This window comes from Actinopolymorpha alba DSM 45243, from assembly GCF_000373925.1.
In the GTDB taxonomy this organism is placed as follows: Bacteria; Actinomycetota; Actinomycetes; order Propionibacteriales; family Actinopolymorphaceae; genus Actinopolymorpha; species Actinopolymorpha alba.
Genome location: NZ_KB892746.1, coordinates 38255 through 55139 on the forward strand (window position 1 = coordinate 38255; position 16885 = coordinate 55139).

18 protein-coding genes are annotated in these 16885 nt (G+C 65.5%); 9 read left to right on the forward strand and 9 right to left on the reverse strand.

All coding sequences use genetic code 11. The features are described from left to right. The first annotated feature begins 97 nt into the window (after positions 1 to 97). Positions 98 to 1306 carry a PEP/pyruvate-binding domain-containing protein gene (locus B141_RS0111635; RefSeq protein WP_020575337.1) on the forward strand — a complete coding sequence of 403 codons (1209 nt, stop codon included), beginning with the start codon at positions 98 to 100 and terminating at the stop codon, positions 1304 to 1306. A gap of 137 nt (positions 1307 to 1443) precedes the next feature. Here the strand turns inward: B141_RS0111635 and B141_RS0111640 are convergent, their stop codons facing one another. Beyond that, positions 1444 to 2103, reverse strand: a complete 660-nt coding sequence (locus tag B141_RS0111640) for a phosphotransferase (RefSeq protein WP_084678241.1) — start codon at positions 2101 to 2103, stop codon at positions 1444 to 1446. A gap of 539 nt (positions 2104 to 2642) precedes the next feature. Continuing rightward, positions 2643 to 3215, reverse strand: a complete 573-nt coding sequence (locus B141_RS0111650) for a DinB family protein (RefSeq protein ID WP_157180953.1) — start codon at positions 3213 to 3215, stop codon at positions 2643 to 2645. Between the two features lie 534 nt (positions 3216 to 3749). Between B141_RS0111650 and B141_RS0111655 the strand changes: the two genes are divergently transcribed. After that, entirely contained in the window at positions 3750 to 4253 is a 504-nt protein-coding gene (locus tag B141_RS0111655) for a GNAT family N-acetyltransferase (RefSeq protein ID WP_020575341.1), read from the forward strand. Between the two features lie 213 nt (positions 4254 to 4466). Here the strand turns inward: B141_RS0111655 and B141_RS0111660 are convergent, their stop codons facing one another. The 6 genes from B141_RS0111660 to B141_RS0111685 form a co-directional block, all read right to left on the reverse strand. Further along, positions 4467 to 4700: a hypothetical protein gene (locus tag B141_RS0111660; RefSeq protein WP_157180954.1), complete on the reverse strand. Its 234-nt coding sequence runs from the start codon at positions 4698 to 4700 to the stop codon at positions 4467 to 4469. A 21-nt stretch (positions 4701 to 4721) separates the two neighbouring features. Beyond that, positions 4722 to 5090: an aminoglycoside phosphotransferase/kinase family protein gene (locus B141_RS0111665; protein ID WP_020575343.1), complete on the reverse strand. Its 369-nt coding sequence runs from the start codon at positions 5088 to 5090 to the stop codon at positions 4722 to 4724. A gap of 595 nt (positions 5091 to 5685) precedes the next feature. Further along, positions 5686 to 6657, reverse strand: a complete 972-nt coding sequence (locus B141_RS0111670) for a phosphotransferase family protein (RefSeq protein ID WP_157180955.1) — start codon at positions 6655 to 6657, stop codon at positions 5686 to 5688. Positions 6658 to 7232: 575 nt separating this feature from the next. After that, on the reverse strand, positions 7233 to 7841 hold the full coding sequence (locus B141_RS40160) for a GrpB family protein (RefSeq protein WP_020575345.1): 609 nt from the start codon (positions 7839 to 7841) through the stop codon (positions 7233 to 7235). A 408-nt stretch (positions 7842 to 8249) separates the two neighbouring features. Next, positions 8250 to 8762 (reverse strand): P-loop NTPase family protein, encoded by a 513-nt coding sequence (locus tag B141_RS0111680; RefSeq protein WP_020575346.1) that lies wholly within the window; start codon positions 8760 to 8762, stop codon positions 8250 to 8252. Between the two features lie 413 nt (positions 8763 to 9175). Further along, complete coding sequence (locus tag B141_RS0111685) at positions 9176 to 10042, reverse strand: LysR family transcriptional regulator (protein WP_020575347.1); 867 nt, start codon at positions 10040 to 10042, stop codon at positions 9176 to 9178. Between the two features lie 107 nt (positions 10043 to 10149). On the opposite strand from B141_RS0111685, the gene B141_RS0111690 reads away from it, so the two are divergent. Then, the gene (locus B141_RS0111690; protein ID WP_020575348.1) at positions 10150 to 10785 is read left to right on the forward strand and encodes a dihydrofolate reductase family protein; all 636 of its coding nucleotides are present in this window, start codon (positions 10150 to 10152) and stop codon (positions 10783 to 10785) included. A 33-nt stretch (positions 10786 to 10818) separates the two neighbouring features. Further along, positions 10819 to 11373, forward strand: a complete 555-nt coding sequence (locus B141_RS0111695; protein ID WP_020575349.1) for a cysteine dioxygenase family protein — start codon at positions 10819 to 10821, stop codon at positions 11371 to 11373. 238 nt (positions 11374 to 11611) lie between these two features. Here the strand turns inward: B141_RS0111695 and B141_RS0111700 are convergent, their stop codons facing one another. Beyond that, positions 11612 to 12100, reverse strand: a complete 489-nt coding sequence (locus B141_RS0111700) for a hypothetical protein (protein WP_020575350.1) — start codon at positions 12098 to 12100, stop codon at positions 11612 to 11614. Positions 12101 to 12350: 250 nt separating this feature from the next. Here B141_RS0111700 and B141_RS40165 point away from each other — a divergent pair, with 250 nt between their 5' ends. The 5 genes from B141_RS40165 (at position 12351) to B141_RS49200 (ending at position 16716) form a co-directional block, all read left to right on the forward strand. Next, complete coding sequence (locus tag B141_RS40165; protein WP_157180956.1) at positions 12351 to 12821, forward strand: hypothetical protein; 471 nt, start codon at positions 12351 to 12353, stop codon at positions 12819 to 12821. A 225-nt stretch (positions 12822 to 13046) separates the two neighbouring features. Then, positions 13047 to 14285 (forward strand): ROK family transcriptional regulator, encoded by a 1239-nt coding sequence (locus tag B141_RS40170; RefSeq protein WP_020575352.1) that lies wholly within the window; start codon positions 13047 to 13049, stop codon positions 14283 to 14285. Next, entirely contained in the window at positions 14282 to 15166 is an 885-nt protein-coding gene (locus B141_RS0111715) for a sugar phosphate isomerase/epimerase family protein (protein ID WP_020575353.1), read from the forward strand. Before B141_RS40170 ends, B141_RS0111715 begins: the two co-directional genes overlap by 4 nt. A 28-nt stretch (positions 15167 to 15194) precedes the next feature. Beyond that, positions 15195 to 16253 (forward strand): Gfo/Idh/MocA family protein, encoded by a 1059-nt coding sequence (locus B141_RS0111720; RefSeq protein WP_020575354.1) that lies wholly within the window; start codon positions 15195 to 15197, stop codon positions 16251 to 16253. A gap of 256 nt (positions 16254 to 16509) precedes the next feature. Next, positions 16510 to 16716 carry an ester cyclase gene (locus B141_RS49200; RefSeq protein WP_157180957.1) on the forward strand — a complete coding sequence of 69 codons (207 nt, stop codon included), beginning with the start codon at positions 16510 to 16512 and terminating at the stop codon, positions 16714 to 16716. The last annotated feature ends 169 nt before the right edge of the window (positions 16717 to 16885 follow it).

A 16885-nucleotide genomic window follows, 5' to 3' on the forward strand; every position in this document is an offset into this window, starting at 1 on the left:
GCTGGCATCCCGGACGTCAAACGCTGACGTACCTGCCCAGCCACGTAGGGTTCCCCGTGGGCATGTCCGGCCAATCACGTGTCAGCAGGGAGAAGCGGTGTTGATCGATCTAGCTGACGCTGAATCCGCTACGTCGGGTGGCAAGGCCGCCGTGCTGGGCCGGCTTCTCCAGGCCGGGCTGCCGGTGCCCCCCGGGTTCGTGGTGCCGAACGCTGCGTACGAGGAGGCGGTTGCCGGACTCGACCTCACCGAGGCCGACACCGCGGGACGGCTGGTCGAGCAGGCGCCCCTCGCCTCCCCGCTGGTCGACGCGATCTCCCACGCGCTCAACCGGCTCGCCGGGCCGTCGGGCGAGGCGTACGTCGCCGTGCGCTCCTCGGCGACCAGCGAAGACACCGCCGACGCCTCGGCGGCGGGGCAGCACGACACGTTCCTCGGAATCAGCGGGCCCGACCGGGTAGCCGATGCGGTACGCAAGTGCTGGGCCTCGCTGTGGTCCCGGCGTGCCGTCGGCTACCGGCGTTGGCAGGCGGCAGACGTACCCGCCGGATCTCCGACGACCGCCGTGCTGGTGCAGCGTCTGGTGGACGCCGCTGTCGCGGGTGTGATGTTCACCGGGACGCACATTCGGCTCGAGGCGTCGTGGGGGCTGGGTGAGAGCGTCGTCAGCGGCCGGGTCACCCCGGACTCCTGGGTGGTGTCCGGCGACACCGTGGTCCACCGGGCGCTGGGTGTCAAGGACCAGCGGATCGACCGCGAGGACACGCAGGTCATCACCCGCGAGGTGCCGCTCGCCGACTGGGAGCGCTTCTGCCTCACCGACGAGGACGTCGTCCGGCTCGCGAAACTGGGCCGCGAGATCGCGGACCTGCTGGACGGGCCGCAGGATATCGAATGGGCGGTCGCCGACGGTCGGATCTGGATCCTTCAGGCCCGCCCGATCACGACCCCACTACCGGCCACGCCGTCCTCCCGTAGCGAGGACAGCACCGCCTTGACCGGTACGCCCGGCAGCTCCGGGGTCGCCGTAGGACCGGCACGCGTCGTCCGCGGCCCCAGCGACTTCGGCCGGGTACGCCCCGGCGACGTTCTCGTGTGCCGGACCACCGATCCGGCCTGGACGCCGCTCTTCGGTGCGGTCGCAGCGGTGGTCACCGAGATCGGAGGCCTGCTCTCGCACGCCGCGATCGTCGCGCGAGAGCAGGGCATTCCCGCGGTGCTGGCGGTCCCGGACGCGATGGCGGCCCTACCCGACGGCGCGGAAGTCGAGGTGGACGGGAGCACCGGCCGAATCGTGCTGAGGTGACCCTCGGTGCTGGCGCCGGCAGGTGGTACGGGCCGGATCGCCGACGGTATGGCTGCCTTTCTTCTGATCGCCGGTTTCGTCGAACACCAGCGTGACCAGGCAGAGTGGAGCAGTTGGAGAAGTCATGGCCGATCGCGTCAGATCATAAGCTCGGCGGCGAGCCGCTTGAGCCGGCCGGCTGTGGCGAGAACCTCGTGCAGCAACAACTTCACGCCTTCGTCAGGGTCGTCGTAGCGGGTCTGCCAACCACGGAGGGGTTGGCCTTCGAGCGCCGCTCGGAGCATGCTCGCCAGCCTGCCCAGCTCACTGCCGAGCTTGTGTGCGAAGAGGTCCTCCGTAAGGTTTTCAGGCAGTGCGCCGCCGTTGGCTGTGTATGAGTCGAGGACGCGGCGCGTATATGCGGTGTTGCGTCGCCCGAAGGTGACAGCGGCGAACCCAACTTCGAGGCTGGCGCTGTCCGGCCCGATGACCTCCCAGTCGGTCAGGACAGGGCCCGCGCCGGTGATCAGGACGTTGAAGGGCACCATGTCCCGATGGGTGATGACGTGATCGTCGACCCTGAGAAATGCGGCGCGGAGCCTGTCAGTGATCGCCACGTAATCGTCGAGATGATCGGCGAGTTCAAAGGCCCAGGGGCGTCCTTGCTTTGCGGCTTGGCTGTTCCATGCTCGCCACTGCCCAGCTGGGTGGATGTAGTAGGGGAACGTGAGGTCGCCGTCATAGGGCTGGAAGCTGTGAAGGGTCGTCAGCGTTCGACCGAGCCAGTCGGCAAGATCGTCGTCGTCGGTGACACTCAGTCACCCGGTAGGCGCCTCGACCGGCGACTCGTCCAGCCCACCCGAACGCAGGGTAGAAAGGTGGCACGGTGCGGGGCGTGCGAATGCCGGCCGCGGATGCTCGCTGCTCGAAGCTCTTGCGGTCGTTCAGCTGAACCGCCCACTCAGGATCTGCGTCCGGCCAAAGCTGCTTCACCAAGTACGAGCCCTGGTCGGTCGTCATTCGCCAGGTCTGCGACACCGTGTGCTGGACCGGGACCAACTGTCCTACCGGCTTCCCAAGGTCGAACGCTTCGGCGACCTGCTCCGGAACGACCATCTCACCCCGCTCCGTCGCTAGTGATCAAGGTAAGAGTTCGCAGGCTACAGCGCAGCTTTCGGACCGTCGGGCTGGCTGGTTGCGAGGACGACGGGGGAGAGTGGTTGCCCTGCCAACGACAATGGTTGCCTGTGGCGGTGGGCACGAACACGCGGCAATCGCGGAGCAGGGTGTCAAGGGGGACGAAATCCTGCCTCGATCACATGCTGCGGGGGGGCGAGCGCAACAACAGCCACGACGCTCACTCATCGGCGCAACGGATGCCCTGGCTTCTGAGGAAGGTGCGCACCTGGGCGGAGTGAAGCTGGAGGTGGACTACGCCTTGGACGAGGATGTCCGCCAGCGACGTTCCGCCGTTTCGGTGCGGTTCGGGGAGTTGTGCGGCGGCCTGATCATCGGTCAGGTCAGCAAAGAGTTTGTCGACCTTCCGCCGGCAGTGGTCGATGTAGCCGAGCAGCTGTTCGCGAGAGTACGTGGGCGGGACGACGTAGGCTTCTTCGTCGCGCGGAGAGAACGGGGCTGGAGGTGCCCAATCAGCCTCCAAGGGGGGCAGGTCGAGGTCGGTGAACCAGAGCGCGTGGGAGGCGGTTCGCCACACGGCAGACATGGCCTGGAACTTGCGTTCACGGACCGCTGGGTCATCGAACGGTTGCCCGTCACGATCCGTCGGAGGCCACGCCCATTGGTCGGTCTTCTTTACCTCGTAGATGCTTGCTTCCCACAGCTCATCTGGACAACCGCGCAGGACGATGGCCATGTCGTCGAGGGTTGACCGGTACTGCGCCGCGACTGCAGAACACCACACCATCGTCATGCCTGAACTCTCCGTCTTGTCCCGTGTCCCGGAACTGGCCATCCTGGCTGTTCCTTCCACCGTGGTCGTAGGTCCGAACTCGTCGGCGACGCTACAGCAGGAACCGGACCGTGTTGTGTCCTGTTTGAACCGGGGAATCTGGGGAGCTGCCGTACAAGCCGGCATGCAACAAGCGACGGGGCTGGTCCCAGATCCTCCTCGTCAGCGGATCTCGCAAACGCGGTTGCTAACACGAGAGCTGGACAGCCATGGACGGATAGCGACGATCTGTGCCCACAGCCCCAAAGGCGCTCCTCGTGATCTGGACGACGATGGACACAGCCGGACGATCTTCTGCGGCCTACGGATCAGACGGTCCGGGCCATTTACCTTCGGTTCATGTCGCGGGTGGAAATGCCGAATAGGCCTCATGGAAGTCAAGGCGCCGCTGACGCGGCGCACCGCCCGGCAGCCGCCCTTGCGGGCGGCCGTGGGTGGCCGTCCTCGGGCTCGCCGGGCGGCACATGAGCAACCGAATCTCGGAAGGCTCAGCCGATGACCGAGCTGCAGGGCGAGCGAGTCACGCTGCGCACGCTTGATGTGGCCGATGTCCCGCGGCTCCGCGAGCTTCGCCCACGCGGCTGGGCGTCCGAGGCTGACTGGCCCCTCGAAGGGTCAAGGTCGACCCGCTACACGATCTTGCTCGACGGATCCGTCGTCGGCTTCATCCAGTCCCATGAGAATCCAGAGCCGGAGTACCGGCACGCCGGCATCGACATTTTCGTCGGTACGCCTTACCACGGTCAGGGCATCGGTACTGATGCCGTCCGCACTCTCGCCGTCCATCTAGTCCGTGACCTGGGACATCATCGAATTGTCATCGACCCACGCGCGGACAACGCAGCAGCCATCCGCTGCTACCGCAAGGTCGGCTTTACGCCGGTCGGCGTGATGCGTCGCTATGAACGCAACCTTGAAACGGGCGAGTGGAACGATGGTCTCCTCATGGACATGCTCGCCGAAGAACTCGACACGTCTCGAACTGCTCCCCGGGGTTGAGCGCTGCGGGCGGTGGTAAGCCCGTCCTCCTCGCAGGCCAGTCTCCGGTCTCCGCTCCGACCTTCAATCTGGCAGGTTGCGAGGATGACGGGGGAGACTGGTGGGCCCTTACCCACCAACGTCTCGGGTCAGCATCAGCCAGGCATCGCGGTTGCATACGGGCGCACGTCGTGGAGCCGCGCGGAGGCTGACCGGCTACCGCGCGGCTGAAGGTCACGCGCCGCCGCCAGTCATGCCTGCGTAGGCTTCGGCCAAGCCGTCCTGGTTCGTGGTGGGCGAGTCTGATCCTCGTTCGCCCCTCCGCCCGATCCGGTCGGCGAAATAGATCGCGTTGGCCAACCAGCGGGCCTTGACCAGGCAGTCGAGGTGGGCCAGCTGGGGGCGGATCTCTGGCATTTGCGTTGCGTTACCGTCGATGAACCAGCGCGCGGTCTGCGGACCTTCCATGACCACGAAGCAGGCCAGGTCTTACAACAGCGGACCGCGCATCGTGGTCACCCAGTCGACAAGCGCGTCCCGGTTGTCGTCGGCAATCAGGAAACCGCGAAGGCCAGGGTCTCCATGGATGACGGAAACCGACAACTGGTGATCCGCGACGGTGCGGACGAGCTCCGGCCAGACACGACGCGCTGCGGAGTTCACATGTTCCGGCATCGCGATGGTGTCCAGCAGTCGGTCAACCCATTCCCACGGCCACCGGTAGTGCGGGTCGGAGCCAGTCGGGTAGTCGCGCAGCGCGTTATGAGCACGGGCCAGCGCTTGCCCAGCGCGGTGTACCTGACTCGGCACAGACGGGTCTGGCGGGGTGCCCGGCGTGTGCCGCAGCAGCGCGAGCACGCCCTTCAGGCAGCGAGACCGTCAGGTCTCCGTCGCGGGTGCGTACCGGAGGGCCGCAGGGCAGATCGCGCGCCGCGAGAAATTCCGCGATCCGCAGGCTCCTTATCAGCCCAGGGGCGTCGAGATCGTCCACCAGCTTTGCCACGTACCGCTCTTGCGCGGTGACAACCATCCAGGTGGTGGAGTTCATCCCCTGTCCGGCCATTGGTGTGACCGACTCGGCCTGATACGGCCAGGCGCATAGCGCCGCTTCAATCTTCTCGGCCGGGATCATTGCGAGTAAACCGCCTCTCCTTGACATGCGACCGGCACCAGTCGCCGTGCAGCGCGCGTGCAACTAGCAGCAATACCGTCCTGGATCACCCTGGACAACCGGTGGGGCTGCAAGCCGTTTGGCGGCGTGAACGAGCAATCCTCGGACGGATCTGGACAGGTGACGATGTGCTCCTAAGTCGTGTGTCACGAATGAGTCGGCATTGCACGGTTGGTAGACACCGACTCGCTGGGAGTCCTGGCTGTGGTGGATATCGCCGCGAAGGTGCGGTGGAACGGCTACATGGCTGGCTTGGGCTTCATTCTTTGCGCTGCCTGGCCGCTAGAAGTCTGGGTCGTCGAGGTCGGCGACCAGGGTGCGGATCAGGTGGCCTGAGCGCTCGATGCAGGCCTGGTCGTCCTCATCCACCCCTATCTCTAGCGAAGACAGCGCGATGAGCAGTGTGTGCAGGTCCAACTGCCGCCGGTACGTCTGGTGAGCCGGCGCGCCGTAGCCGGCGAGAAGCGGTGGCAGGTCCAGCCGCGGACCGCGAACCCGGAGCACGGCCAGGTCCTGGACCGGGGCACCGGGCTTCCAATCGCCGAAGTCGATGATCCCGCTTACCCGTACGGCCGCGCCGTCACTGCCGTCACCGGTCACGAAGATGTGCTTCGGGCTGAGGTCTCCATGGCACAGCACCCATTGCTCACAGGGAAAGTCGCGGACATATCCCTCCAGCAGGTCGAGCATCCGGTCGAACTGGGGCGCCGAAAACCCGCCGGCGAGGATCTTGTCCCGTTCCGCATGTCGGTTAGCCAGGTCGGCCGCCATTGCGGTCGGCCAGTCGCGTTCGTCATCGACATGGACCCCGTTGATTCGAGCAATCAGTCCGCCGATCTCGGCGAGCACGTCGTGCCGTTGCCGCTCCGAGAGAAGGTTGATGACCTCGCCGAGCGGACGGCCGGGCACGGTGCGCTGCACCATGACGGGGAACTCCGACCCGTCGATCCGTACCGTGTCGAGCAGCAGGATCTCCGGAGCGGGCACGCCGGCGGCGCGGGCCCTTTCGATCGCCCCGGCCTCGCCCGCCGAGGTAGCAAAGGAGGTGTCGTCATCAAACCGACGGATCCGGACAACCACATCCTGCCCTTCGGCACACCGGACCCGGTAGACCTCGTTCGAGTACCCCTCCACGATCCGATCCACCCGGTCGATCCCGGTACCCACAGCACGGCGTACGACCTCGGCCAGCACCGAGCGTGGCGTACTCACCTGAGCGTGCTGCCACTCCACATACGAGCCCAGCGGTGACATGCCGGCCATTCCAACATCCCGGCGCCCGTGGATCAAAGGGTTTGACCCGCCATCATGGCACCGCCTTGTGCGGAGAGGCGGCGACGAGCGAGGGGAAACGTGCCCCTCACGTGCCCCCGCTCTTCTTCGTAGCCTGGTCGAGACGGCCCGTTCCACTTTGCGGCGCTTCACGGCGAGCCTCGCGTAAAACTCATTAGGCAGATGGAAGCTCATGCTTACATCCTGGGCAGAAATGCCGCTGACCAGAATGGATGAGCACGACCAGTGTCGACTATCAGGTGGCACACGATCGTCAAGCATTAGGTGGCACAGGTCATTCGCCCGCAGCCCTGTGTTGCTGAGTTGACCTCTCTTGGATCAATGCGCGCCCCAAGCGGCGCGCACCGCCCCGTCCTCGTCCTGCGGGCGGCCTGGCGACCGTCCTCGGACGGGCCGGCGCGGCCACTGACGGTCCGCCTGGCTGGTTAAGGTCATCAGAGATCGAGGTCTTCCCTGCGGGCGCTGCCCCAGACCCCCAGTCCTCCTCGGGGAGTGGAGCGCCGGGCTCATCTGGCCGGCCGGCGAGAGAGAAGCCCTCAGTCCCGAGGTGTGGCAGATGCCGCGCTCACAGATTGCGAAGGCGTCCAGCCTGTCTCCCTTGCCCATCGCTCCGCAGCGGCCATCAGTACATCGGTGGCCGGGTCTTTGATCTGACCATATGTTGGAAGGTCGGGGGTCACTGCGCGTGCTAGCCGTCGCTTGAACTCTGCCCAGGCCTCGCGGGCCGCTTGATCCTGGGTCAGGAAGTCGCGGAAGAGCAGGGCATACCGTTCGTTGGGGCGGCCGGCAACACGAACGTGAACGTTGCCCGTCCGGGTACCTGCGGGTGGGCGAAAGACGAGCTTGTCCCAGGCAGCCGGATCTCCGTTCCAACGTTCCGGGACGTGATCCCGATATTCCCAGGCGCCGGGCGACCTCGTGAATCCCGCGCTCAGCAAGCCCTCTGTGAGCTGCTCGTCAGAGAGGCTGTGCACGATTGCCTGAACATCGATGCAGTCCTTGGCCACCATCCCCGGCACAGACGTCGAGCCGATGTGGTCGACCCGCACCACCGAGGAACCGGCTGCTTTCCTGATGCGAGCAGCCAGGACGTCGAAGTCCTTCGCCCACTCGGGCTGCCATTCGATGAGTTCGACGACTTGCACGGTGAGTCCTCCTGCTCCTCGGCTGAGGGTGCAACTCTCCCAGTCAGCCAGAGGTCCGCGCGAACCGTATTCCGATCTCGGCAGCGTCGGCCAGCCTGACCCCAGCGACCTGCGACGTCGGACGACGATGAGCACCTGGTCGACGACCAGCCGAGAGCGACCGAGCAGCTCGCGATCAGACTGCCTGCCTCTACGGATCACATGGTTGCTCGGATGCTCCGTCGTGCGATTCGCGTGCGATTAGGGACGGTACGCAGTGGCCACGTTCGGTCGTTCATGGCTAAATACCAGGCGAGACTGGTGCCGTGACCAGGCTCCCGCGCCAGCCTTCCAAGCTGGGGTCCTGTCAGGATGTGGGCAAGCTGTCCGACCGGCGGGGAGCTGCCCACGAACGTGTCGCATGCATCATCATTGGGGCTGCGCCCTCGCCGTCGCCAACCATCGACGCACCTGGCGGCGGCTCGTAAACCTGACGATCTCAGCGTGACCGGCGAGATCATCGAGCTTCTTCAGAACACGTGGCCGCATCTTCCGCCGGTAGGTAGCGACATAGCGGAGAAAGTCCAGATCGATGCGGTTGAACATGCCGCGCACCCGGTCCTGACCCTGTCCATGCGCGGCCCGGCGAGTGAGTATGCCCCACAGACATTCGCGAGTCGGGAGATCCATGAAGATCACCGTGTCACAGGCTTCGAGCCGCACGTGCAACGTCGAGTTGTAGTTGCCGTCAAGGACCCAGGCTGGACTTCTGACTAGATCGCGCTGCACTGCTTCGAACTCGTCCATGGGAAGTTGATTCCATGCGTCGTCGTAGTAGACCGCATCCAGATGAGTGACCGGAGCGCTGAGGAGCTGGCCAAGCTGCCGTGCGACGTGGGACTTGCCGCTTCCTCCGCAACCGATGACCGCGACCCTCCTCACGGCGTCATAACTTAGGCCATCCATGGGTCATTAGCCCAGGTCTGGACAGGTCACTCTCGGCCGTCGTCTCCAGCGTCGATCAGTCAGCCTCACAGAGCCATGTACGTACTTTCCCAAGCTGCCAGTCGTCCAGGGGGACCTCGCCGTGCCAGATACGTGCCAGATGACGGGGTGATCATGGGCTGCGGCGGTCAACAGCGGGCAGAACGGCTGGGCGCGTACGGCGGAGTGATCTCACGCTCAGTTGAGCGTGAGACCCGGATTTGCCTTTGCAAGGTAGGGGTATCGCACGCCCGGACACAAGAACGCCGCCAACGTAGGAATCGGACCGGCATGGTAACTAGAAGCGGAGCCATCCTGTTCGGTTGCCTTGATCGTCAGTAGAGGGACGTCGGCAGGGCGTTCGACATCGCTCACGTGGCCGCCTCGGTTAGTGCCGCCAGCACGGCCGTCGTGGCGGGCGGGTCAGGTGGGTCGCCGTAGGTGGCGGCGTAGATCTGGCGGTGGAAGTTGGTGAGTTCGGTCGCGTGGATGTCGGGTCTGCGGTGGGCTTGGAGCGCGAGTCCGGGCAGGGTGGTGACGCCTACACCGGCGGCGACGAGGGCTTGCACGACGACCATGTCGTCGCTGAGTGATGCGATGCGTGGGATGAAGCCTTCGGGCCGGCACACGGTGGTCAGTTCGTTCTGGCACCGTTCGCAGCCGCCGATCCAGGCGGAGTGGCGATGGTTTGCGATGCTGTCGCCCGGTTGCTGGCTGATGAGGTAGATCGAGTCGTCGGTGATGTGGACGAGGCGGAATCCCTCTTCTTCGTCGAGTGGGGCGTCGGCGTGCTGGAAGATGAGTGCGATGTCGATCTCGCCTTCTCGCAGCATCTGCAGCGCTTCGACCGGGTGACGTTCGATCAGGATCAGCTCGAGTCCCGGGTGTGCCTTGGCCAGCGTGCCGGCCGCCTTCGGCGCGATCGTGCTCAGCGCCGAGGCGTTGGCGGCCAGGCGGACTCGCCCGGCCTGCAAGCCGACCAGTGCTGCTAGCTCGTTGGTGGCTGCGTCGACACGTCCCAGGATCTCGATGGCCCGGTTGGCCAGTAGCTGCCCTTCTGGGGTCAGTCGGATCCCTCGACCGACGCGCTGAACGAGCTTGACGCCGGTGGCCGCTTCCAGGCGAGACAGGTGGTGACTGACCGACGGTTGGGAGTAGTGCAGTTCTTTTGCCGCTTCGGTCACGGAGCCGTGCCGCGCCACCGCGGCCAGCACCTTGAGATGAACGAGGTTGAGCACAAATTAAGAATATCAATGAGATTTACCGAAGATTGGCATTAGACGACATGGATCTGTTGGTACATGCTGAGGCCGATAGGAAGGGTCACACTCGAAGGAGCACTCCGATGTCCCACGTCCGCGTCCACAACTTCGCCATCTCGCTCGACGGCTTCGGCACAGGTGAGGGTCAAAGCGCCGACACCCATTTCGGTCACGCCGGCGACAGGTTGCACCAATGGATGTTCGCCACCCGGTCGTGGCAGCAGACCGCAGGCAGCAGCGGCGTCGATCACGTCTTCGCCCAGCAGTACGGTCCCGGGATCGGCGCCGAGATCATGGGTGCCGGAAAGTGGGGCCACCCTGGATGGCACGAGGACGAGCAGTGGAAGGGCGCGTGGGGTCCCAACCCGCCGTTCCACACGCCGGTCTTCGTACTCACCCATCACACGCGCCCGTCGATCGAGATGGAGGGCGGGACGACGTTCCATTTCCTCGACGCATCCCCCGCCGAGGCGCTTGAGACGGCCCGCAAGGCAGCAGGCGGCCAGGACGTACGCATCGGCGGAGGTGCCACCGTGATCCGCGACTTCCTTGCTGCCGGGCTCATCGATCACATGCACGTCGTGCAGGTCCCGATCCTGCTCGGCCGCGGTGTTCGGCTCTGGGACGGCCTGGAGTCGCTGGAGGACGCATACGACATCGAGGCGGTCTCCGCACCCTCCGGCGTCACCCACCTGACGTTCACGGCCAAGAGCCGGTGAACACGAAGGCGACCGAGCCGTAGGAGGTAGACCATGGACACCTTCATCGAAGACGTGGCGTCGTTGGTCAGCAGCATCAGCGACCAGTACGAGATCACGGAACAGATCGCGACTCGGTTGTCTGATCTGTTGGCCAGCAACTACCGGCTTCCCCCAGAGGTCACCCGGCCGTCGAACGAGCGTCATCTCACCTACCCGCTCTACATCGCCCCCGACAACAGTTGGTCACTGGCGTCCGTCGTCTGGAACGTAGGTCAACGCACACCTGTGCACGGCCACGAGACATGGGGTGTGGTCGGAATCTACGCGGGGGCTGAACGCGAGCTCCGCTACGTCAAGCCCGCGGCGTCTGAGCCGGGCAGAGCCCTGACGCCGGCCGGTGAGCAAGTATGGGAACGCGGGCAGGTCACCGTGTGCTGTACGACCGACGACGACGTGCACGCCGTCGCGGCGATCGGTGACGAGCCCACCGTCGGGATCCACGTCTACGGAGGCAACATCGGCACCATCAACCGGCGGTTGTACGACCCAGCCACAGGAGAAGTCCGATGGTTCGTCTCCGGCTGGGACAGCCCGGCAGACAAATGAGAGAACCCGACCCCCACGCGTTCGTGACGTCGGTCATCTTGCCTCCGCCTGTGCCGGTTCCTTTGCAGTCGGGGCAGGTCGTGTCCTGGTTGAGCCGTCCTGCCTCGCGTCCGGGTGCACCGGGGCGGTACGTCGTCCCCAGGGGGCCATCACTGATCGTCAAGGTGGGGAATTACCGGCTCTGGCTCGAATTGCGTGATCGTCGACACCCGCAGTGGCGTCGAGTTTCCGTTCCTCTCTACAGGCGTGTCCGTACGGCTCGCCAGAGGTTACTCACACCCTCGTGCCAACCGAAGATGTAGGCACCCTGAAGTGCGGGAGGCAGTTGCCGCAGCTCATTGGCCTGGAACGCCCTGGGCAGCAGATCGATAATCCAGCCCTCGAGGTCCTCGGGATTGAAGTCGGCGACCGTCATGCCCTCGAGCCCGGACCAGTGCTGGTCGAACCTTCGGAGCTCTTCCAGGGTGGCGGTCTCCTGCGTCCAGGCTCGCCCGTCGCTACGGCCTCGGCCGTACCACTTGTCCTTGTCGTCTTGCTGTTGCAGCAGTCGTTCGACCAGGTGCTCCACTTGCGACTCGTCGACCTCTAGCGGGCGGGTTTGCTCTTCGATCATGTCAAGCTCTCTCTCCAACGCGATAGCGCAGATTCGGGAGGCGTTGATGCGGTCTCGATGCCGGTCCAGCCGTTCGTCCAGCTCGTCCGGGATGCTGATGTTTCGTCGGGCCATGACCCCTCATTTACTCGCGAGGCCTCAAGACTAGGTAGAGTGTGTATGTTGCGCAACATGCGGTGGATACACACTCGCTCCTCCGTCGGGGCGGTGGCCGGGGACAGGTGTGGAAAAGGTTCGGATGAGCAGTCCGCTTCACTGCTCCAAGGTGTTCTGGAGGCACTGGACGCCACTCTCCACCTTGGTTCGTTCGGACCCGACGTGGAGTTACCGAGCGCGTAGCTGCTGACAGGATGGGGAGGTGGGCGTGACCGCTGTCGTTCGGCTCGAGACCGCTGCCGATCTCGATGTGGAGGAGCCGAGCACCTTCCACGACGTCGGCGGCGGGCGACCGGTCCCGTCGGGTCAAGCGCGGCCAGGGCTGTGGCCAGGGCCTCGACCGGTAGGCGACCCGCGCCAGGTGTCGGTGTCGGCGACGCTCTCAGCCGTTCTCGACGATGGTCGCCGGATCACGCTGCTCGACGACCGGGGCTGGGGTTCCACCGCGCATTGGGACGCGACCACGGTCGAAGAGATCGAGGACATGGCCCGGACCGTGGTAGGGCCTGACGAGCCGGTCGAGGGCCAGACCTATGAGGAGGCGGCAGCCACGCATTGGGCTTACCTGGCCGCCCTCCTTCGCGGGCAGGGCGTGATCGCAGATGCGAAGGCGCTGCGGTCGCTCCCACATGACGTCGTGCTCAGCGAGCGGCTGCGTGCCCGTGTCAGGAGAACGTGACCCCGCCGCCAGCCCGCCACGCGGGGGAGTGACCCCGCTTCGGTCCGTACGAACCAAGCGGGGTCGTGGTGTGCCACGGACGGCCGAGGGCGGTCGTATCGCCCGGATCCTACGTAGGCGGGGTTGACCCGACGCGGACGAGATGCCTTAATGGCTAATTAGATAACCGGGTTTCATAATTTGTATGGAGTTCTCCTGTCCGCAGAGGATCCGGCCGGGGCGGCCGTGCGACGTGCCAACGCGGCGGCCTGCCTGGCGGTGCTGCGGGACCAGGAACGCCCGCTGACCATTGCCGAACTCGCCGTCGCGACCGGGCTCGCGCGACCGACCGTCGAGGCGGTGATCGGTGATCTGCTCGAGACGGGTCCGGTTCGGCCGGCTCGACCGCAGCGCAGTCCAGGAGCCGGCCGTCCCGCGCGGGCGTACACCTTCACCGCGGACGCCGGACGGGTCGCCGGGATCGATATCGGTAGCGGCAGCGTCCGGGTCCGGATCGCCGATCTGGCCGGCGAAATCGTCGGCCGGGCGGAGGCGATCGTGCCCGCCGGAATCGACGGCTCCGGTCGGCTCCGGGTCGTTCGCGGCACTGTCCGTCAGGCGATCCGAGCCTCGGGGGCAGCCCCCGCCGACCTGCGCGCGGCTGGGATCGGTGTACCCGGCATCCTTGATCACGGCGGCCGGATCACCCAGAGCTTGGCGGTGCCGGACTGGATCGGTGTCGACCCGGCCGACCGTCTCTCGGCGTCCTGGGATTGCCCGGTGCTGGTCGAGAACGACATCAAGCTGGCCGCCCTGGCTGAGCAGCGGCTCCGGGCCGAGCCGGCCGGTGGCGCCAGACCTGGATCCGGCGCCACTTCGGACGACGACCTGATCTTCCTCCAGATTGGCCACCGGATTTCGGCGGCGTTGATCATGAACGGCGCGATCCTGCAGGGCCGGCACCGGTTGGCCGGCGAACTGGGCAGCCTACGCGGGATGCGCTGGACCGAGTCCTCGAAGCGCGGCCGGCTGCACTGGCGCACTGCACGTACCGGGCAGCAGGTGTTTGCCCGGGCCCGGGAGGGTGATCGGCGGGCCGCGGCAGAGATCACCGAATTCTGCGCCGAGATCGCACCGAAGATCGCCATCATCGCGTTGACCGTCGACCCGGCCTTGATCGTCATCGGCGGGGGCCTGTCCCGGGCCGGCGACGACCTGATCGCCCCGTTGACCGAGGCTGTTCACCGCATGTTGATGACCGACGGCAAGCCGGTGATCACCACCTCACTGCTGAAGTCCAACGGAACCCTCTGCGGCGCCCTCGGCTCCACCTTCGAGACCCACTCGACCCAGATTTTCGGCGTTCCCGGCGTGCCGCCCCGCTGGCATCGCTGGCCCGGCACCTTCGACGGCCCGCTATCCGACGCACCCGTATCTGAGGCCCCTGCCGTACCCGACCGATCGACGAAAAGGATGTCCAGATGAAGTTCGGATTCAGCTCCTACAGCTTCCATCAGCGGCTCAGCACAGGGGAGATGACCCTGTTCGACGTGATCGACTGGGTCGCTGACAGCGAAGGTGAACACCTCGAACTGGCCTCGATCTACGCAGGCTCCGACAGCCCGGTTCCCAACACCGACTCCGACCCGGCGTTCGTCGACAAGATCGTCGAGCACGCGGCCGACCGCGGCGTCACGCTGTCCAACATGGCGATCGGCGCGAGCTTCCTGGGCGACGACGCCGAGAACGCGGCCGAGGTGAAGCGGGTCAAGGCCCACATCGACCTCATCGAACGGCTGGGCATCAAGCTGATGCGCCACGACGTGGTCGCACATGCCGGGATCCAGGGCGACGACACGCCGGCCTTCGAGGCCGCGCTGCCGAAGATCGTCAAGGCAGCAAAGGAGATCGCGCAGTACGCCGCGACGAAGGGTGTCACCACCAGCCTGGAGAACCACGGCTTCTTCGTGCAGAGCAGCGACCGCGTACGCCGGATCGTGCATGCCGTCGACGAGCCCAACTTCAAGACCACGCTGGACATCGGGAACTTCCTCTGCGTTGACGAGGATCCGACGGTCGCAGTTCCGGCCAACCTGCCATACGCCATGATCGTCCACTTCAAGGACTTCTATATCCGGCCCGCCGACCGCAACCCGGGTGAGGGCTGGTTCCGCAGCAGGGGCGGCAAGTACCTGCGCGGCGCGATCGTTGGCAATGGCGATTTGGATACCTGGAGCGTCGCGAAGTCGATCAAGGAATCCGGCTATGACGGTTTCGCCTCGATCGAGTTCGAGGGTCACGAGGACTGCCTGATCGGCTGCGGCCGCGGCATCGCCAACGCCAAGCGCATCTACGCCGAAGCCTGAAACCAGAACCGATCACTCAAGGAGACTCATGCAGCAGGTCAAGATCGGCGTTGTCGGCACCGGCGGTATCGCCGGTTGTCATCTCAAGGCCTACCAGGGCAATCCGCGCGCCGAACTGCTCGCGGTGTGCGACATCAACGCCGACCGTGCCACCTCGGTGGCCAAGCAGTGGGGAGCCAGTCGGTCCTACAGCGACCCGGCGGAACTGTTCGCCGACCCCGACGTCGACGCGGTGAGTATCTGCACCTGGAACGACACCCACGCCGAACTGGCCATCGCCGCGGTCGAGGCCGGCAAGCACGTCCTGGTGGAGAAGCCGATGTGCCGCACCTACGCCGAGGCGCAGCGGCTGGAGGACGTGGTGAAGGCGCACGACCGGATCCTCCAGGTCGGTTTCGTCCGACGGCACTCGGCGAACTGCCGGGTACTGAAGTCGTTCATCGACGCCGGTGATCTGGGTGAGATCTACTACGCCAAGGCCAGTTGCATAAGGCGGGTGGGCAATCCGGGTGGCTGGTTCGCCGACAAGGCGATCTCCGGCGGTGGGCCGTTGATCGACATCGGCGTGCACGTGATCGATCTGTGCTGGTACCTCATGGGAACGCCACGGGTGACCTCCGTCAGCGCCAACACCTACGAGAAGCTGGGCAACCGCTCCAACATCACCACCCTGCCGCGGTGGCAGGTGGCCGACTACGACCCGACCAAGAACGACGTCGAGGACATGGCCAACGCCTTGATCAGGTTCGACAATGGCGCATCGTTGATCGTGGACGCGTCGTTCTCGCTGCACGCGACGAACGACTCGCTCATGGTTTCGGTGTACGGCGACAAGGGCGGGGCAGACCTCGAGCCGAAGCTGCAGATCGCGTCCGAGAAGCACGAGACGGTCCTGAACGTGACGCCGCAGATCGGGTTCGACACCTTCGATCTCGACGACGGCTTCGACCACGAGATTGAGAACTTCGTAGCAGCCTGTCTGGGCGAGGCCGAGAGCATCGCACCAGCCTGGCAGGGCGCGGAGATGATGAAGATCCTGGACGGCGTCTACACCTCCGCGGCCCAGGGTAAGGAAGTCCAGATCTAGCTAGGGGAACCTTCCCATCGGCTCGGCCGACCCGCGCGCTGGGAACCTGGCGAGCAGGTCGACGCCCGAGATGTTGAAAGTCGACCGCCTTGTTCCCGTAACCGCAGGCGGAGTCGGCCGGCCGATCTCGCCACATGACGTTGTCCCCGCGATCGAATTCCTAACCACTCTGCGGGTCAAGACACCGCACGGCCCTGTCCGGAAAGTTGATCCCGGTGCTGGGATCCAGGTCGGTGGGCGGCTCTACCATGCGGGCATGTATTCGCAGCTGCGGCCGACCGGCGCCAGTCTGGTCACCAGCGACGTTTGCCGGCTGGCCGCAACCGTGGCGTTGCGTGCGATCTGGCGTGGAACCCACCGAGGGACCGGGAGGTCACTCCGCCAGCGCGGGCTGGCATTTCTCCGCGTAGAGAACGGCCGCCTCGCCGAGCGATGGTCCGCCTATTCCGACCTCGATTCATAATCCCCGGCTGGGCGCAACAGCACTAGCTGGGACTTGCCAGAGGCGGGAGTGATTGGTCCGACCCCCACGAATGTCACAGTCCCTGACGTACCACCCCGGTAGGCATAACCTGTCTCATTTGACTTTGAGAACTACCGCATCCCGACTGGTTGCGTCCGTGGCTCGCCCG

Bases quoted from the DNA above. Each gene is read 5' to 3' on its own strand.
- B141_RS49200 (WP_157180957.1), top strand. From the start codon at position 16,510: ATGTATTCGCAGCTGCGGCCGACCGGCGCCAGTCTGGTCACCAGCGAC.
- B141_RS0111700 (WP_020575350.1), bottom strand. From the start codon at position 12,100: ATGGCCCGACGAAACATCAGCATCCCGGACGAGCTGGACGAACGGCTG.
- B141_RS0111655 (WP_020575341.1), top strand. From the start codon at position 3,750: ATGACCGAGCTGCAGGGCGAGCGAGTCACGCTGCGCACGCTTGATGTG.
- B141_RS0111670 (WP_157180955.1), bottom strand. From the start codon at position 6,657: ATGTCACCGCTGGGCTCGTATGTGGAGTGGCAGCACGCTCAGGTGAGT.
- B141_RS0111660 (WP_157180954.1), bottom strand. From the start codon at position 4,700: ATGGAAGGTCCGCAGACCGCGCGCTGGTTCATCGACGGTAACGCAACG.
- B141_RS0111720 (WP_020575354.1), top strand. From the start codon at position 15,195: ATGCAGCAGGTCAAGATCGGCGTTGTCGGCACCGGCGGTATCGCCGGT.
- B141_RS0111690 (WP_020575348.1), top strand. From the start codon at position 10,150: ATGTCCCACGTCCGCGTCCACAACTTCGCCATCTCGCTCGACGGCTTC.
- B141_RS0111715 (WP_020575353.1), top strand. From the start codon at position 14,282: ATGAAGTTCGGATTCAGCTCCTACAGCTTCCATCAGCGGCTCAGCACA.
- B141_RS0111650 (WP_157180953.1), bottom strand. From the start codon at position 3,215: ATGACGATGGTGTGGTGTTCTGCAGTCGCGGCGCAGTACCGGTCAACC.
- B141_RS0111695 (WP_020575349.1), top strand. From the start codon at position 10,819: ATGGACACCTTCATCGAAGACGTGGCGTCGTTGGTCAGCAGCATCAGC.